This is a genomic window from Microcoleus sp. D3_18_C4, from assembly GCF_036702355.1.
In the GTDB taxonomy this organism is placed as follows: Bacteria; Cyanobacteriota; Cyanobacteriia; order Cyanobacteriales; family Microcoleaceae; genus Microcoleus.
Genome location: NZ_JAUBTF010000021.1, coordinates 25,745 through 43,913 on the forward strand (window position 1 = coordinate 25,745; position 18,169 = coordinate 43,913).

General features: G+C 48.5%; 14 protein-coding genes and 1 tRNA gene. 7 read left to right on the forward strand and 8 right to left on the reverse strand.

Annotated features, from left to right (window positions below):
• Positions 1-24: 24 nt before the first annotated feature.
• Entirely contained in the window at positions 25-1,107 is a 1,083-nt protein-coding gene (locus tag QUA90_RS12895) for a glycosyltransferase family 1 protein (protein ID WP_333445840.1), read from the forward strand.
• 238 nt (positions 1,108-1,345) lie between these two features.
• On the opposite strand, the gene petG is transcribed toward QUA90_RS12895, so the two are convergent.
• A complete protein-coding gene (gene petG / locus QUA90_RS12900; protein ID WP_006632329.1) occupies positions 1,346-1,465 on the reverse strand; it encodes a cytochrome b6-f complex subunit V in 120 nt (39 codons plus the stop codon).
• A 180-nt stretch (positions 1,466-1,645) separates the two neighbouring features.
• Here petG and QUA90_RS12905 point away from each other — a divergent pair, with 180 nt between their 5' ends.
• Positions 1,646-2,026 (forward strand): c-type cytochrome, encoded by a 381-nt coding sequence (locus tag QUA90_RS12905; protein ID WP_333170167.1) that lies wholly within the window; start codon positions 1,646-1,648, stop codon positions 2,024-2,026.
• Positions 2,027-2,171: 145 nt separating this feature from the next.
• Here QUA90_RS12905 and QUA90_RS12910 read toward each other — a convergent pair whose 3' ends face one another.
• The 5 genes from QUA90_RS12910 to QUA90_RS12930 all read right to left on the reverse strand — a co-directional run bounded on the left by QUA90_RS12910 (position 2,172) and on the right by QUA90_RS12930 (position 11,803).
• A complete protein-coding gene (locus QUA90_RS12910; RefSeq protein ID WP_333445842.1) occupies positions 2,172-7,541 on the reverse strand; it encodes a DUF4347 domain-containing protein in 5,370 nt (1,789 codons plus the stop codon).
• 690 nt (positions 7,542-8,231) lie between these two features.
• A complete protein-coding gene (locus QUA90_RS12915) occupies positions 8,232-8,591 on the reverse strand; it encodes an NIL domain-containing protein (protein ID WP_333328461.1) in 360 nt (119 codons plus the stop codon).
• A 236-nt stretch (positions 8,592-8,827) separates the two neighbouring features.
• A complete protein-coding gene (gene cysW / locus QUA90_RS12920; RefSeq protein WP_333328463.1) occupies positions 8,828-9,706 on the reverse strand; it encodes a sulfate ABC transporter permease subunit CysW in 879 nt (292 codons plus the stop codon).
• A complete protein-coding gene (gene cysT, locus QUA90_RS12925; protein ID WP_333310642.1) occupies positions 9,696-10,556 on the reverse strand; it encodes a sulfate ABC transporter permease subunit CysT in 861 nt (286 codons plus the stop codon). The genes cysW and cysT overlap by 11 nt, the downstream gene beginning before the upstream one ends.
• A 101-nt stretch (positions 10,557-10,657) precedes the next feature.
• Positions 10,658-11,803 carry a sulfate ABC transporter substrate-binding protein gene (locus tag QUA90_RS12930; protein WP_333445845.1) on the reverse strand — a complete coding sequence of 382 codons (1,146 nt, stop codon included), beginning with the start codon at positions 11,801-11,803 and terminating at the stop codon, positions 10,658-10,660.
• Between QUA90_RS12930 and QUA90_RS12935 the strand changes: the two genes are divergently transcribed.
• From QUA90_RS12935 to QUA90_RS12955, 5 genes are all read left to right on the forward strand, one after another.
• Positions 11,731-11,994, forward strand: a complete 264-nt coding sequence (locus QUA90_RS12935) for a hypothetical protein (RefSeq protein ID WP_333445902.1) — start codon at positions 11,731-11,733, stop codon at positions 11,992-11,994. The two genes, QUA90_RS12930 and QUA90_RS12935, sit on opposite strands and share 73 nt — an antisense overlap.
• 188 nt (positions 11,995-12,182) lie before the next feature.
• A complete protein-coding gene (locus QUA90_RS12940) occupies positions 12,183-14,339 on the forward strand; it encodes a WD40 domain-containing protein (protein ID WP_333445847.1) in 2,157 nt (718 codons plus the stop codon).
• 126 nt (positions 14,340-14,465) lie between these two features.
• Positions 14,466-14,538, forward strand: a tRNA-Thr gene (locus tag QUA90_RS12945).
• Between the two features lie 49 nt (positions 14,539-14,587).
• Entirely contained in the window at positions 14,588-14,788 is a 201-nt protein-coding gene (locus QUA90_RS12950) for a hypothetical protein (protein ID WP_333103120.1), read from the forward strand.
• The gene (locus QUA90_RS12955) at positions 14,788-15,039 is read left to right on the forward strand and encodes a hypothetical protein (protein ID WP_333445849.1); all 252 of its coding nucleotides are present in this window, start codon (positions 14,788-14,790) and stop codon (positions 15,037-15,039) included. Before QUA90_RS12950 ends, QUA90_RS12955 begins: the two co-directional genes overlap by 1 nt.
• Here QUA90_RS12955 and QUA90_RS12960 read toward each other — a convergent pair.
• Together QUA90_RS12960 and QUA90_RS12965 are read right to left on the reverse strand one after the other, a co-directional pair.
• Positions 15,029-16,942 (reverse strand): aminopeptidase P family protein, encoded by a 1,914-nt coding sequence (locus QUA90_RS12960; RefSeq protein WP_333445851.1) that lies wholly within the window; start codon positions 16,940-16,942, stop codon positions 15,029-15,031. The genes QUA90_RS12955 and QUA90_RS12960 overlap by 11 nt on opposite strands.
• A 16-nt stretch (positions 16,943-16,958) precedes the next feature.
• Positions 16,959-18,128 carry a pyridoxal phosphate-dependent aminotransferase gene (locus QUA90_RS12965; RefSeq protein WP_333445900.1) on the reverse strand — a complete coding sequence of 390 codons (1,170 nt, stop codon included), beginning with the start codon at positions 18,126-18,128 and terminating at the stop codon, positions 16,959-16,961.
• Between the last annotated feature and the right edge of the window lie 41 nt (positions 18,129-18,169).

Consider the following 18,169-nt stretch of genomic DNA (forward strand, 5'->3'; position numbering starts at 1 on the left):
AAACCGCAATCTACATATTATCCCATGCCCAATCCCCAATCTAACTTACTAATTAACCTTTCTTTCCTAATTTCCAAACCGACTGGCTTAGCCATCTACGCCAAAAACCTATTTCCCCATCTAAAATCCCTCAATCCAACATTACTAACAGCCGAAAAATTCCCCAATAGTAACTGCTACCAAATCCCCCCAAACCTCACACCAGAACAAGGAACCAAAGGACACATCAACCGATTGCTGTGGACACAAACCCAACTCCCCAAAATTTACAAACAGCTAAAATCTAACCTGTTATTTTCCCCAATTCCCGAAGCTCCTCTATTTGCAGGTTGCCGCTATATAATTACAGTACATGACTTGATAGCGCTGCGATTTCCCCGCCGCTTCGATCCTCTGACACCTTACCACCGCTATTACATTCCCCAAGTCCTGCGGCAGGCTGAACACGTCATTTGCGACTCGGAAGCAACTGCTAAAGATATCAATAATTTTTGCCATATTCCTACTAATTTAATTACGCCAATTTTCCCCGGATACGATACCAGTTTTTTCCGTTTTTTAGACTTGCCAACAAGCAATTATTTTCTTTATATCGGCCGCCACAATCCTTATAAAAACGTGCAGCGAGTTGTAGCAGCTTTTGCGGCTGTCCCTGATAATTCCGAGTACGAATTGTGGATAGCAGGTTCGGAAGATAAGCGCTATACGCCGCTGCTGAAAGCGCAGGTTCAAGAATTGGGATTGGTCGATCGAGTAAAATTCCTAGATTACCTCCCCCCAGCCGACTTGCCCAAAGTTATCAACCAAGCGATCGCCCTGGTTTTCCCGAGTCTTTGGGAAGGATTCGGTCTCCCCGTGCTTGAAGCAATGGCCTGTGGCACTCCTGTCATCACCTCTAACCTGTCTTCAATGCCGGAAGTGGCGGGGGACGGCGCATGGTTAGTCAACCCCTACAACGTCGAGGAAATTGCCTCTGCTATGCAAGAGCTTGCAGTCGATGCCAAAGTTCGATCGCACTTGCGGGAGCTCGGTTTAGCCAGAGCAAAACTATTTAGCTGGGAAAAAACAGGCTTGGAAACTGCTGCTATTCTCGATCGATATCTTTAACGAAGGAAGTTCGGCAACGGATGTAACGGATGTAACGGATGTCGAGAAGAAGGAAGACGGAAGTTCGGCAACGGATGTAACGGATGGAAGAAGGAAGAGGGAAGAAGGAAGAGGGAAAAAGGAAGAGGGAAGAAGTCAGTAGGCCGATTTAATAACCAATGCCCCATGCCCCATGCCCCATGCCCCATGCCCAATTCCCAATTCCCCTGACAGCCTGAGTGAGGGACTGTAGACCCTTTTACTTATTGATACCCAACTGATCGCCGCGCTTGTACTGCTGATAAGCAGCAAAAAACAGCCCCGCCAGAGTAACAAAGATTAGACCCAGAACAATACCTGAAAGCAGCGGTTCTACCATGAGATCTCCTTAACGTTAAGATTTAACAACCTATTTTTAATATTACCAGCACTTACACAGATGAATTTGCCAAAAAACGCCCTTCCGGGAGTATCAGACCTTGCTCTCCCCGCTGCGAACGATTAAGCTATGTTATGAGAAATAAATTTTCTTGTAGATACTATTTTTAATTGAACTCCTTTGAATAACCAACTTGCCCGGAATGAAATTAAAAACCCGATCGAGCGACTTGCCATATTTGCGCTAGCGGTGTTGCTTGCCATCATCTTGGCGACGCTCGCAATTCGTCAGTTTCAAGTCGCCGATCCTTACGTCAAAAGCGTACTATCCCTCACGGGCAACCCGTTTCAGGGTTCCGCCATCTTTCAAATGAACTGTGCGGGGTGTCACATCTCCGTTTCAGACAGTCAAGTCGGGCCCAACTTGCACGGAGTGTCCGAGCGCAAATCCGAATTCGATCTGATCCGGCAAGTCACCAGCGGGCAAACCCCACCAATGCCGCAGTTTCAACCGAGTCCGCAAGAAATGGCCGACTTGCTCAAGTATCTCGAACAAATTTGACCAAAGAAGGGGAACGGAATTCGTTCCCCTTCTTTGGCAGAGCCTCGAAACCCATGCTTAGAGGTTCTGTTTCCCGCTAGTCCCTCTCTGCAGGGACAGCAGGCAAGTGTATGCTCGGTTTTAACTGCCGAGTTTGATATGCAGACTAAACCAGCAAGCTAAAACTCTGAGCCGATAACTGGCTCGGCTGTACGCCCGTAAGTATAGCCAAAATCCGGTCGCTGTTGGCGATTCCGATCGCCGTCGAGCCATTAGTTTCGGTCAATGACAGTTGATTGAAGTCCAAGCCTCCCACCAACCCGATCGAATCAACTCCTGCGGTGAAGTTGAAAATCGTGTCAATTCCTCCGCCCGCTGACAAGACAAAGCCATTGCTGCCACTGCCGCCGACGAGGGTATCGCTGCCAATGCCGCCAAAGAGCAAGTCATCGCCGGTGTCAGCAAAGAGCAAATCATCGCCGCTGCCGCCAATTAAGGTATTGTTACCCTCGCCGCCGCAGAGAGTGTCATTGCCTTGATCGCCAAATAGCACGTCGTCGCCCGCGCCTCCCAAAATTACGTCATCGGCTTTGCCCCCGTACAATATGTCATTGCCTTCGTCGCCAGAAAGAGAGTCGTTGCCACGATTGCCATAAATCGTATCGTTACCGCGATCGCCAAAAATCAGGTCAAACCCTTTGCCACCAAAGAGAGTATCGTTATCGATGCCTCCGTAGATAGTATCGTTGGCTATATTGCCATTGATATAGTCACCGCCCCCTCGACCAAAGATCAAATCGTTGCCACCCAACCCGAAGATAGAGTCACTGGCGACACTACCCACGATCGTATCGTCGCCGTTAGGGCCGTTGCTCACACCCGCTGAAGGAGTGCCGGGCTGATTGGGAGTAGCGATCCTGGGGAAGTTCTCAGGGCAAACCAAATCTGTCGTTACAGGTGCAGGTGTCGGCGTCGTTACAGGTGCAGGCGTCGGCGTCGTTACAGGTGCAGGCGTCGGCGTCGTTACAGGTGCAGGCGTCGGCGTCGTTACAGGTGCAGGTGTCGGCGTCGGTGTAGGTGCAGGCGTCGGCGTCGGTGTAGGTGCAGGCGTCGGCGTCGGTACAGGTGGCAGTGGCGGCGTCGGAGTCGGTTCAGGTGTCGGCGTCGGCGTCGGCGCTGGGAAGTTGCCGAAGTTGATGCCGCTGACAATAGCGCCTGAAGTTAGGGTGATGTCGGCGGGTTCGGGTGTGCTTTGGGTGAACCCAGGTTGGTTGACTTCCCTGACGCGGTAGGTTCCCGGCGTTAGGTTCGCGAACAGGTAGTTGCCGCTGTTGTCTGTGGTAGTGGTAACAGGAGCAGGAGCAGTTCCAGCTACAACATTGGTTAACTGAATTTGGAAATTGGGTAAACCCGGTTCTCCAGCATCCTGAGTGGCATTGTTGTTGGTGTCTTGGAACTTCAGACCTCGGATCGCCCCGGGTTGCGGCAGGAAGTTGCCGAAGTCAATGCCTGTGATGTTATCAGAGGGATTAACCGTAACGGGGGCGGGGTTGGGGGTCGTCTGCGTCCAGCCATTTTGCTGGACTTCCCTTACCTGGTAAGTACCTGCGGGTATATCTCGGAGAGTGTAGTTGCCCGCTGCATCAGTGATGGTAGTGGGTTCGCCCTGCTGAAAGATGCCATCGGGATTAATACTGTCGAGGAATATTTGCCAGTTACCTAGCCCCAATTCTCCGGCATCCTTAAGGCCGTTGTTGTTGAGGTCATTGAATTTTTGACCGCTAATAGTGCTCGACTGGAAGTTGCCGAAGTTGATATTAGCGATGTCTTGACCGCTGGTGACAGTGATGTCATCGGGGTTGGGGGTAGTTTGCGTCCAAGTAGGTTGCAAGACTTCCCGCACCTTGTAGGTTCCGGCTGACAAATCGAGGAATTTGTAGGTGCCTGCGGCATCGGTAAGGGTGTTCGGTTCCCCAGTGTCGAGAGTGCCGTTATCGTTGGTATCGAGGAAAAATTGCCAGTTGGCAAGCCCTAGTTCCCCGGTATCTTGTACCCGGTTGTTGTTGAGGTCATTGAACTTCAGACCGCTGATGCTATTGGGCTTGAAGTTGCCGAAGTTGTTATTTTGGGAGTCGGTACCGCTAGTGACGGCGATCGTAAACGCGCCGGAAAGAGTAGGCGTGGCTGCATTGACCGGGGGTACAGTTTGCGTCCAGCCTGTTTGTGGCACTTCCCGCACTGTATAAGTGCCGGCTGGCAAGTTGGTGAACTGGTAGTTACCGGCGACATCGGTGACGGCGGCGTTAGTGCCTGTTTCGGCGGCTACTGCGTCTTGGACGCCGTTGTTGTTGGCATCCAGGTAGATTGTCCAGCCTCCTAGGGGTTCTTCTGCTGGCGCTTCTTGGATGCCATTTTTGTTGAGATCGTTAAATTTAATCCCGCTGATTTTGCCCAACTGGAAGTTGCCGAAGTCTTGAGCCGTAATGTTTGTGCCGCTGACTGGGTTAATTGGATAAAAAGTCGGGCCGGCGGTTTGTGAGAAACCAGTCGGCACGTCTTCTCTCACAAAGTGCCGACCGGAGCCGACGTTGGGAAAGGTATAAGTGCCAGGAGCTGCTGGCGCTGTTCCGGTAACTTGAGAGGCAATTTCCGCATCACCGCTATCTAAAGTGCTGTTATCGTTAGTATCCTTGAACAAGCGAACGGTAGTGCCGTTGAGGGGGGTGTCGTCAGCAGAGAAGCCGTTGCCTGTGATGTCGGTGAATTTGGTGCCACTAACGGTGATGTTTTGGAAAACGCCGAAGTTTTGACCGGTGACGGGAGTACCGCTTTGGGCACTAACGAGAATTGCGGCAGCGGGGAAAGAGATGCTGGAGTTGGCTGGGGCAGTGGCTTGTATCAGGTAATTGCCGGGGCCTATCTCCGAGAATGTGTAATCTCCTGCTCCTGCAGTGGTTTGTGCAGTGCCGACAACAGTATCTGTGCCGACTTCTAGCGTGTTGTTGTTGTTGGTGTCTTTGTATAAGTTAACGGTGATGCCGTTTAATACGGTGTCATCGGGCGTGAAGCCGTTGCCCGCGAGATCGGTGTAGGTTTTGCCTGCGATCGATGTTTTCTGGAAGTTGCCGAAATTGGCACCGGTGACATTAACAATACCCGTATTTGCCGGAGTCGGGCCGAGAGTCTGCACCCAAGCAGTCGCAGGCGTTCCAGCGGGGGGCGCTTCTGTAATCGGAGTATCTGTTTTTACGTCGCGGATGATGTAAGTGCCGTCGGCTGCGGTAGTAGCGCTCTTCGTGCCTACAGAAATCACCCAGCCCGGAAGACCTGGTTCAGTCGCCGCGGCACCTTGCAGGCTATCCCCGTTAAGGTCGTTGAATTTAACCCCTGTGACGATCGGGCCGTACTCATAAGCACCGATATCAACACTAGCGCCGATCGTCCGAGGAAAGCCAGCACCCCGCTGGTCCGTCGCGCCAGCAGCAGCCGCAGCCGTGGCATCCCCAGTATCGATCGCCGGATTAGGAGTCGCAGTGCTGTCAGCCAAAGCATAAGTCACGGGAACGCCTGTAGCCTGGTTCAATCCTGGGGTAAGGGCGATGACATTTGCTAGAGGAACTGTCAGTTGCTGGGCGACAGGTAAATTGCTGCCAGTAACATTCCCGATCAAATTGTTGATACTGGTGGCGGCGAAAGAGGTCCCGAACACGTCAGGATTCGCGCCGCCAACATTACCTGCGACGATCGAATTTCTGAGATTTACCGTACCGCCGTTAGTAGCAATTCCGCCGCCGCGGCCAAAAACCGGATCAGGATCAGCAGTGTTGGCCGTAATGGTGTTGTTAGTGAGAGTTGCACTAGCGCCTAAGTTGACAAAAATCGCGGCACCCGCCCCAAAACCAGGTGTAGCGGGTATTGGGCCGGCCGGATCGCCGCCTATTGCTGTGTTGTTGAACAAAGTGCTGTTGTTGAGAGCCAAACTGCCACCCTTAACAAAAATTGCGCCTCCCAAACCAGCACCGCCGCCGCCACTGGCTGGGCTACTAGTGCCACCTGGGGTGAAACCTCCGAGGGTCGTGCTGGCTACTGATGCTGCACCGCTGCCGCTACCTCCACCGAAGCCACCGACACCGCCACCGCCGATCGCACCTGCGACACTGCCGGTACCGCCAGCGCCGCCACCGCCGCCACCGCCGCCAAAGCCACCCAGGCCGCCAGCGCCACCACTGCCCCCAGCGCCTGCAATCCCCGAACCTGGCGGGCCGCCGGTGCCGCCAGCGCCACCGCCACCGCCACCGCCTCCGACGAGGCCGCCAGCGCCGCCAGCGCCGCCGATGCCTCCAACTCCGCCATTAGTACCGCCCGGTAAACCGCTGCCACCAACCCCTCCCGCGCCACCAATTCCGCCGTTGAGACCGGTTCCTGGCAATCCGCCAGTGCCAGCGCCACCATTGCCGCCGGGGCCGCCGGGCCCACCTGCCCCGCCGATACTTGGCAAGCCCGGGAGGCCTGCTTGACCGGGGCCACCTGCGGAAACGAAGGGAAACAGGCTTGCAAAATCGGTGTTGCCGCCAGGGCCTGCGACTGCAGGACTGACGGGGGCGGCGCTGCCCGCGCCGCCCGTAGCGCTGTTGCCATTGAAGGTAACGCTATTAACTGTGACATCGCCGGTGTTGATAAATAGTGCGCCTCCCATGCCGGCCGCACCTCCACCGCCGCCTGTACCGGCACCGCCTAGCGCTCGACCACCAGTCAATGTCAGGTTGGAAAAGCTGACTGGGGCAGTCCCGCTGTCTACAAAAAAGCCCCGGTTATTAGCGAAATTTATGATGAAACCGCCGCCGGTAAACGTGATGGGGGTGGAAATTCTGGGCAGAACGTCTCCGGCGGCTAAGGTGATGTTGCCGGTGATGGAAATCGTGTCTGCATTGGGCAAAGCGTTAGCCAGAGTTATCGCATCTTGCAGTTCGGCAAATGTGGCGACTAAAACTGCACTGTAAGCTTCCCTCGCCTCAGCAGAAAATGCCAAAGGTGTTTCTATGTTTCCCGTAGTTACTTCGAGTTCCCAGTCTCCACCCAGTGCCGCACTGCCGGTCAAGTTATCGGAAGCGGCAATATTTGCTCCCGTGAGCTGGCTCAGCCTTTCCACGAAGGCAACACCTGCTTCTGTGGCGGCGACGTTGCAACCGTAAAGCAGAATTTCGGGTTTAGCTGTAATTGAAGAGTTCGAGTTTGCCTCGGCTGCTGGCAAAGCAAACCATGTTTCTAAATAATTGCGGTAGCTTTCAATGTTGCTGAGATTTAGTTCTGTGCCTCCCAGTTGTAAGCTGGCTGCTGCGCCGTGAGACAAAATGTGGACGGCTGCAATGTTTTGCCGCTGTTTAAGTGTTTCGGCGATTTGCTCGATCCCGTCGCGATCAGCATTCAGAATAACAATTTCTGTATCGGGATTGACCGTTTCTGTTAAACTTTCACAATCTTTAACTTGTGAATCTGCAAAAACTATCTGGTGTTTCCGTTCTTTATAGAGTTCCACGTTCAAATTCTCCTGGTACACACACACATCAAATTCATATCACAAACCAACCGCAGCAGCGATCGATCTTTTTCCAGCGCGGATGAGAGTCGATCGCCCCTAATTTCATCTAACCTAACTTTCACCTAAATTGAATATTGACAAAAACATTTTTTTGTGCTCTCCCGCCCTAACGGAGTTAGTTTGATTGTTTAGAAGTTTTAAAGGGGGATATTGTTCCGGCTGTTACAACAATGTTGGAGAAGACTTGCGCGCTGTTTATTGATATGCCAGAGATGGAGAAAACACCAGATTTTATAAAAAATGTCAATCGAATAGTTAACTGATGATGATCGATATGGGTTAATCAAGAGTCATCAATCACGGTTATTAGCTGTAAGCTGGTGTTATTTGGTACTTGTTGGCTGCTGAATTATCTGTATGTGCGATCCTCTTCGAGGGCTTCGCTAACGAACAACCGCAATCAAATTACTTGGCAGTAAGGAATACAAGTCCTCTGAGTTTTATGACCACTTGTATTCCTCACTAGAAGCGTGATAAATGTAATTTTACAGGAAGAGATAGGCTGACTCATGACTAACATTCCTGGAGCCTATTAGACTCAATAAACCGGCTCGAAGAAAGAAAATTAGGCGTGGCAGTCCAAAATATTAACTCCTCTTCCAGGTTGGTGCGTCAAAGACTCACTAATTACCAAGTTTCTTCATCGGGATGATTGGAATTGCTCCAGATTTCCACATCTAAATCATTGAGATAAATCAGAGCCGTTTCAATCTGTTTACTTGTACCGTTAAGTTCCAAGTCAAACCAACCGTCATCTAAAGTTTTAACACCCAACAAAGCAGCATTAAAATTCACCGTCAAACCGTATTCAGAAATCAGGTGAGAAATGACAGGTTCCTGATGGTATTCTTTAGGAATACGAATGCGAATGCGCGTTTGAGTTGGTCTGTTGTCACGACTATCAGATTGGAGAATATCTGATTCTTGGGTTTTGTCAAAATTGCCGATCGCCTCAAATAGAGATTCGCTAGTGTTGTGATCTAACATTTGGGACTCCTAATGTTTGTTTCAGTTTACATTTTGCACCAATATCTTGTAGGGTGCGGATCTGCGAGATTTTCGAGCTTCCAACCAGATTGTCGATAGCGCCGCACCCTACTACTGACTGGTTTGAGGGATGAGGTTCACAGCGCGCACCCTAAAGCCCTAATGACTAATGACTAATGACTAATGACTAATGACTAATGACTAATGACTAATGACTAATGACTAATGACTAATGACTATTCTTCAACTTCTTTGATCCTAGTTTTTCGTTCTAAAATCTCCTTAAGCACGAGGGTAACAACTGCTAAAAGACCTAGAACTACCGCCGCCGAAAATGCGGCTTGCGTCGCGTACTGCTTGTAAGCATCCTCTACAAACAAAGGCAAAGTTTGCGTTTTTTTAGCAATATTTCCCGACACCACAGAGACGGCTCCAAATTCTCCCATTGCTCTAGCATTGGTCAAAATTACTCCGTAAAGCAATCCCCAGCGAATACTCGGAAGCGTGACATTCCAGAAAATTTGCCAGTCATTTGCTCCCAAAGTTTTCGCCGCCTCTTCTTGATCAGTTCCCACTTCTTCCAAAACAGGAATCACTTCGCGCGCCACAAAAGGCAAGGTAACAAAGGCAGTAGCTAGCACCATTCCAGGGAAGGCAAAAATAACCCTGATATTGGCCGCCTCCAGCCAAGGTCCGAACCATCCCACCCGACCGTAAAGCAGTACAATCATTAAACCTGCAACTACGGGAGAGATGGCAAAAGGCACGTCTAAAAGGCTGATTAATAGCGTGCGGCCCCGAAATTTATTGCGACCAATTACCCAGGCTGCACACAAACCGAATACTGTATTTATAGGCACAACTATCAGAGAAATTACCAGGGTAAGTTGCGCTGCGTGCAGAAAATCCGGCGAAGTTAAGTTAGACAAAAATGGATCAAATCCCTTTCTGAAAGCTTGATAAAAAACGTTGAGAGTGGGGATAAATAAGACCAGAGCGAGATAGCCGATCGCAATTCCGATCAAAGTTGGTTTTACCCAAGCTTTTTCCTGACTCCGGCTAGAACCACTGGGCGGAAATTTGTAACCAACGGGTGAATTGATATTAGCCGTCATAGCGTCTTCTCCATGCTTGTAATAGATTTATGGCGAACAGCATTGCCAGGGAAATAGCTAACATGAAAGTGCCAATAACTGTTGCTCCTGCATAGTCGTACTGTTCCAACCTTTGGAAAATTAAAACTGGCGCGATTAAATCTTTGAACGGTATGTTAGAAGCTACAATTACAGTAGATCCGTACTCGCCAACCGCTCGCGAAAATCCGAGTGCTACTCCGGTTAAAATAGACGGAAATAGTGGCGGCAAAACTACTCGCCAGAAGGTTTCAAATTGAGAAGCCCCTAAGCACCAAGCTGCTTCTTCGATATCTTTTTCCATTTCGTTTAAAACTGGCTGTACCGTTCTAACGATAAATGGCAAGGAAATAAATATCATCGCTATACCTACACCCAATCGAGTAAACGATATCTTGATTCCCAAAGGTGCAAAAAGCGAACCAATCCAGCCGTTATCGCTGTAAACTGTGGCGAGGGTTAAACCTGCGACGGAGGTGGGCAGGGCAAAAGGCAAATCGACGATTGCATCGACAATCCGTTTTAAGGGAAAGTCGTAGCGGACTAATACCCAGGCAATTAATGTGCCGAATACTCCGTTAATTAATGCTGCAATTAATGCCGTAAAGAAGGTGACATCGTAGGCGGAAAGGGCGATCGGACTGGTGGCAATTGCCCAAAATTCGGCGGGGTTTGCTGTGCTGGCTTTCAGCAGCATTGCTGCAACTGGGAGCAATAGCATTAAGCTGAGGTAGCCTAGGGTGATTCCCCAAGGTAATGTGATTTTGCCGATCGCCCTTTTGATATTTTCGATCGGAGATTGAGGGTTACTGATTGCAGATGATTCAGCCATAAGTCAATAGTTTTGAGTTGGAAAGAATAATTGCGCTCCGGGGAGGGTTTTACCAAAAATAATTGCCTAAAACCACTCATCTCGTAAACCCGCCCCGGCCACTACTGTCTAATCGAACCTTGGATTTTGTCAAAAACAGCTCCGTCATCGAAGAATTTCTTCTGAATATCTCCCCAACCTCCTAAGTCTTGAGCTGTAAATAGGGTTTTGATGGGGGCATATTTTTGGACAAATTCTGGTTCCGCCGCTACTGTCGCATCTACTGGGCGGAAGCCTGCTTTGGCAAATTCTCGCTGAGCTTCTGGGGTATACAGAAATTTGACAAATGCTTCGGCGACTTCGCGAGTGCCGTGTTTATCAACGTTTTTATCGACAATGGCAATCGGATTGTCGATCGAAACATTGACTTCGGGAATAGTATAAGTCGGTTTTTCGCCTTTCTGACCAGCCAGAAGAATCTCGTTTTCGTAGTTAATTAAGGCGTCGCCTTGGCCTTGTTTGAAAAATACGTCGGTGGCTTCGCGGGCGTCTTTAGTCAGGATGGGGACGTTTTTGTAAACTTTAGTAGTCAAGTCTAATGCTTTGGTTTCGTCTCCTCCGGTTTTAACAACCGAACCCCAAAGTGCGAGGAAATTCCAGCGTGCAACGCCTGATGTTTTAGGATCGGCAGTAATCACTTTTACTCCGTCTTTGCTTAAATCTTCCCAGGTTTTGATGCCTTTGGGATTACCTTCGCGGGTGACTATTGCTCCTACGGATTTACTGACTATACCTTCGTTGGGGACTTCTTTTTCCCACCCGGGCTCAATGAGTCCGGCTTTTTCGATTTTTGCGGTGTCGAGGGCGAGGGCTAGGTGTACGATGTCTGCTTCTAACCCGTCAATTACGGCCCGAGTTTGGGAACCGGAACCGCCGTAGCTTTGGTTGAAGGTGACGGTTTGGCCTTTTTCTTTTTGCCATTGTTCTACAAACTTGGGAATTATCGCTTCGTGGGCGGCTTTGGTGACGGCGAAGGATACTAGGGTTAATTCTACGTTGCCTTTGTTAGCTGCTGGGGTAGCACCGCCTGGAGTGGCTGCGGGGTTGTTGGTGGTTCCCTGGCCGCAGGATGCAACCGCCAGACTTAAAGTTATTCCCACTAAAAATAGGGACACAAATCTTTTCAGGGCAGTAAATGATTGATTTGTGCTGGCTGATGGCTGCTGTGGCCAGTGAAGGTGTTGAGTTAGGCGTTGCCACGGGCTCATTATATTTGTTCCTAAACGAGAAAGTACGGTTATTAGGTCGGAATACCGTAATTATGGTTGTGAAGTACGATTATAGACAAGAGCGAGTCAAAAGGCAACAAAAAAAACAAATTGGGGGAACTCAGGGTCGATCGCATATCCTGAAGTCTTTTCCGTCGGTGCTTTGGATTCAGATTCGGGGTAAAATGTAAAGTGTATAAATACTATTATTGAGTTAAGGTGCTAAACTTGCGCCGCTGCACGATACGCCTGCACGATACGCCTTACATATATCATCGGCCGATCGCCCAAATCTAATAGCCCTGCCAAGAGTCCCCGCCCCAGTGAGATATCCCTGACTCGCGCGATCGTCCTTAAATAAGAAAAAGTTTTAACTGGTATGTCCTTACCCCGCCCCGTCTCAGACACCCTAATTGAACTGTTGAAGCCTGTAGCCTCTGAATTGGGAGAAAGATTGGGAGCAAGCGCTGTCAACGAACGCTATGCAGAAATTGAGCCCTCTGGTTCTTCAGCTTTGAATCAGCAAATCAAAAAAGACCCCCGCTGGATTAAAGCACAAGTAAGATATTTGCAGCGGCAGCAGGCCAGAGAACAAGAATTAATCGCCATCGCCGACGCAGAAGAATGGGTAAAGGAAGAACGGGCTAATCGAATTAAGGCACAAGAAGTAAGAGATAAGCGGGCAATTAGCAGGCTTTGCCGCGACTTAATGCGGGAGTTTCAATCAGAAGCAATTCGAGTTAAGCTGAGCGAAATTCAAACAATTTGGGATAGGGACAACTGGTTTTCTAATTTGAGCAGGCAGGAAACGGAACAGATTTTGCAGCAGCAGCAGCACCGATTGCTGCTGTTAGTTGCTCCCGCAAAAATTAGCGAAGATTGCCCCGATTCGTTTCGCCACAATCTGAATATCGAGCTGCCGGCTAAGTTAAGAGCTTTTTTGAACCAGCACTACCCCCCGCACGGAGATTTGTGCCCGGTTCAGTTTTACGGAGACTATTTCAAAAAATCCATTTCTGATATTGATGTGGAGCGGTTGCAGACTGTGTTGTCTCCCGTACCGACTGCTATACTGTACAGCGATATTAGCGATTATGAAGTTAATTTTCATGTGGGTTTTTGGGGAGTCATCAATCAGAGCGTTTCTCTAGTGGCGATGCAGCCTTGGAATTGGGAAGAGGTTTATAACCAGTTGGAAGCAGAGGGGAAAGACAAAAAGCTGAGCCTGCGGATTATTCGGCAAATAATTGTGACTATTCACAAGTTATTGGCCGCTTTTTTAGCTGATTTGTATTATTTAAATATCGATTTTACTCACGAACCTCAGTTATTTAAATTAGAGGCGGAATTTGCTCATGAATGGTTTTCTAAAGATTGGGCCCAACCGTATATAGAAACTCTTAAAGAAATTCAGGAGCAGCAGCGAATAGTCTATAAGGGAGAGATGCGGCGGCTGGCACTGCGAGAGGCGAAAGCTAGGGCGGAACGCCAGCGTTTGGAGGAGGCTGAACTCAAACGCAGAGAGGAAGCTGAGGCGGCAGCTAAGCGGGTGAAGGAATTAGCTCACAAATTAAAACATCAAAAATGGCGGTGTGTATATACGCTGCCGGGACATTCATCATTTGTGAATTCTCTGGCGATTAGCCCTGACGGTAAAATTATGGCTAGCGGTAGTTGGGATAAAACTATTAAGATTTGGAATTTAGAAACAGCGGAATTAATTGGCACTCTGACGGGACATTCCGATCGCGTAAATTCGGTTGCGATTAGCTATGACGGAAAAATGTTGGTCAGTGGCAGTTCGGACGAAACAATTAAGTTTTGGAATTTGCACAACGGTGATTTGCTGTGTACTTTTCCGGGACATTCTATGGAGGTGAATTCGGTGGCGATTAACCCCAAGCGGCTGGTAATTGCTAGCTGCGGCGGGGCTGATAATACGATTAAGCTGTGGAATTTGCGGAGTGGTGAGTTGCTGCGGACTTTGAAGGGTCATTCGGACAATGTGAATTCGGTGGTTTTTAGCCCGGACGGTAAAATATTGGCGAGTGGCAGTTCGGATGCGACGAGCAAGGTTTGGGATGTGGAAAGCGGCAAGTTGCTGCGGACTCTTTCGGGGTTGAATGTTGGGGTGAATTCTGTGGCGATCGCGCCGGACGGTCAGGTTCTTGCCAGCGTCAGCAATGATTATACGATTAAGCTGCGGAATTTGCACACGGGCAGTTTGTTGCGGATTTTAAATACTAATTATGCGAAGGGAAAGGGTGTAACGAATTTAGGAACGAATGAGGCAGTGCATATTTTGCAGAATTATGTGAGTCGGGGCGATTCGGTTGCTATCAGTGGGGACGGTTTGACTCTGGTTAGTGGCTGCGATGATAATACGATTAATATTTGGAATTTGCAGACGGGGGAGTTGTTGAGCAGTCTGAAGGGACATTCGGGTACGGTGTACTCGGTGGCGATCGCACCTTCGGGCAATTTGCTCGCTAGCGGCAGTGCGGATCAGACGATTAAGATTTGGCGGTGCGATTAGTTAATTGGCAGTGGGCAGACAATTTCGGTTTTGCCCTTACGGGGAGGGGTTTTGGGCGAATTTGAAAAAAAAGTTGGCTGGGGGGGTTGCGCTAATGACTATAAGTTTGCTATATTAAGTTTCACTGCTGGTGTAACTCAGTTGGTAGAGTAGCTGATTTGTAATCAGCCTGTCGCAGGTTCAAATCCTGTCACCAGCTTTATTAGTATAATTTTGATAGATATAACTAGCTACAGGTCAGAAGCTCTATGTTGACGATCGAGCAAATTGAAGCCGCTATCCTGGATTTACCACCAGATAAGTTTCATCAACTTTTGGAATGGTTTTTTGAGTTGGATTATCGGCGTTGGGACGAGCAGTTAGAACAAGATATTGCTGGCGGTAAGTTGGAAGATTTAGCCCAGGAGGCGATCGCAGATTTTGAGGCGGGGCGCTATCGGGAAATTTGATGCACTACACGACTCGTCGATTTTGGGAATGCTACAACGCTTTACCTGAAACCGTAAAGCTTTCAGCCGATCGATGTTACGAATTACTCAAAGCCGATCCAACTCATCCATCGCTGCATTTCAAAAAAGTCGGCAAGTATTGGTCAGTCAGAGCCGGACAAGACTACCGAGCTTTGGGTATAGGGATTGAGCAGGGTATTTTGTGGTTTTGGATCGGCGGGCACGCAGAGTACGATCGGCTTATTGGCTAACAGTAACCTCAATTTTACCTAACGCAGCGCAGGCTGTTTTCAACCATTCAATTGTTGCTGCATCAAGTACGGGTTCCAGTTTCTCGACTACCGAAGCGTGATAATTATTCAACCAGGCGAGTTGAGTCTGTGACAGTCGATCGACATTTATCAATTTGCGCTCAAACGGAATATACGTCAGGGATTCAAATCCGTACCAAACCGAACCGTTTTTTGATGGCATTTCCCTGACAACATAGAGATTTTCGATGCGAATTCCGCCCCATCCCGGTTCGTAATATCCCGGTTCGATGCTCGTTACCATTCCGGCTTCCAGGGGATACTGCACAGATTTGCTGATGCCGTTTGGCCCTTCGTGACCGGCTAAAAACGCGCCTACTCCGTGCCCGGTGCCATGTCCGTAGTCTAGCTGTTCTTGCCATAATACCGCACGGGCGATCGCATCTAATTGCGCTCCCGTTGTTCCTTTGGGAAATTGCTGCATTGCACAGTTGATGTGCGCGATTAAAACTGTGGTGTAGTGTTCTATTTGTAGCGCCGTCGGTTCTCCGATACTTATTGTTCTCGTATCGTCCGTTGTACCGGCTAAATATTGCGCGCCTGAGTCCAGCAGCAGCAATTCTCCCGGTTTTAAGGTGACTTCTGGGCTGGGGGTTCCGTAATGTACGATCGAGCTATTGGCTCCCGCACCTGCGATCGTTCTAAAAGTTAAAGTCTGAAAATCAGTTTCTTCCTGGTAAAATCTTTCGATGCTTTCTTTGACATCAAACTCGGTCAATACATTACCATTTTCTAACTGTTTTGTCAACCACTTTAAAGTCAAAGTTTTCGCTCGACTTGCTTTGAAATTGGCTGATTTCATCTGCTCAATTTCTACGGGATTTTTGCGAGCTTTCATCCCTTCCACCGGATGTGTCTCAAAAAGTATTTCGATGTTGTATAACTGCGCTTCTTGATGGTTTAATATTAACTGGTACGTGCCTGCTGTGCTGTGTTTCGGGTCTAAAAGTACCCGAACTTTATGTGGCAAATTTACGCAAGTTTCTAATGTATGCGGATAGTCTGCGTAGGGAAGCAAAGTTACATCCGCCCGCAATTCTTGCTTGATTTCTAGTGAAATTCGTTCGGTATTTGTAAACAAAAATGCTGAATCTGTGGTGACAATGGCATAGGATATGAAAATGGGAATGTGGGGAATATCCGAGCCTCGGAGGTTGAACAGCCACGCTATTTGATTGAGGTTGGTAATCGGAAGCACATCGATGTTGGCTTTTTGCATCGCTTCCCTGACTCTGGCTAATTTTTCGGCGGCGGTTTCTCCGGTCAGGGATACAGGTAAGCTAAATATGGGCTCTGCATCAATCGCGGGTAAAGTCTCGGCTGTTTGCCAAGGAGTTTGCGATCGCACTTTGTCTGTCAAATTGTCCCGGATTGGTAGGAGTTCAATCTCTGCATTCGCGAATTTTTTCACCCAATTTTGATATTGCTCTGTCGCTACGGTAAACGGGTCAAAACCCAGGCGAATTTTAGTTGATTTTTCTGCCGATTCTACCGCCAGTTTTTCTAAAGTTTCAATTAAGGTTAAATTTCCTTCTAAGCCGAGTTTCGATATTTGAATAATTCCAGTATCGACTTGCAATTCGGCTTGTTCGTAATAGCGGGAATCCATAAACAACCAAGCGGAATTTTTGCCAACCAACAAATCACCGGCGGAACCCGTAAAACCGCACATCCAAGCTCGCCGCTGCTTGGCTGCTGGAACTGATAAATTTAAGTGTTCGTCAACCGCTGGGATGTAATAGCAATCTAATTCATAATCTGCCATCAAATCGCGCAAGTCTGCCAGTCTTGCAGCGGAGGTATCTTGGATATTTGTATTTGCTTTTAAATTAGTGGCAACCATGTTGAATCTTCCTATTTTACTTGTTTAAAATTGTCTTCAAACCTTTAACTAATCTCCTAATACCAGCGGTGGCGGTTGCTTTCTCCAAAGCACCGTAAGCAACGCGCAAATAGCAGCCGCTATCCATGCCGAAGGTTGTACCGGGAAGCACTGCTACGTGATATTCGCGAATTAATTTTTCTACTAATTCCATTGTATCGATTTCAGTATCAACTTTCAAGAAAAAGTAGAATGCTCCGCAGGCTGGGGAAATTGTACACAAATTTTGGATGGTATTGAGTTCGTCTAATACGAGTTGGCGCACGGATGCGATCGCCCTTACATAATTATCGCAGTAACCTCTACCAACTTGCAAGGCTCCCAGGGCTGCATACTGAGAAATTACGGGCGGACAAATTAAGATGGTATCTTGAATCTTTCTCACTGAAACAAGCAAGTGTTCTGGGATTACCATATACCCGATCCGCCAACTCGCAAAACCGTATGCTTTGGAGAGACTAAACAGAGAAATTGTATGTTCGCTGCTGTTGGGAAAAGCGGCGGGCGAACAGTGTTTGACGCCGTTATAAGTAAAATATTCGTAAGCTTCATCGCTGATGTGATAAATGTTGTGCTGGCGACAAATTTCGTTAACTTCCCGGAGTGCTTCGCCAGGATAAACGACGCCAGTTGGATTGTTGGGTGAAACGGTGACTATGGCTCGCGTTTTGTCGGTAATTGCTTTTTTGATAGCATCGATATTAAGTTGATATTTAGCGTCGGTTTCTACTATCACTGGTCGGCAATTTGCCATAATTGCCGCCATTTCGTGGTTAAAGTAATAAGGTGATTGGATAATAACTTCGTCCCCCGCCGAGGTGATGGCGAGAATGGCGTTGGTAAATCCCATGTTGCTGCCGGCGGTAACGACAATGCAGTTTTTGCTATTAATCTCTATGTCGTTATCTGTTTTTAGTTTGGCTGCGATTGCATCCTGTAATTGTGGAATTCCTTCCACGGCTTTGTATTTGTGATTGTCGGGATTTGCGAAGAATTCGGGGATTTTTTCAAATGATTCTTGTGGCGGATTGTAGTAAACTACGCCTTGTCCTAAAGATATAGTTCCCGGATTTTGGCGGATCAGTTCGCCAACTACTGGAATTATTGGCGACTGTACCGATTGCATTCGAGTCGCATGATTTTTCATCATATATTATAGGTAATTGTAGGGCAGGTTTAGTTATAATG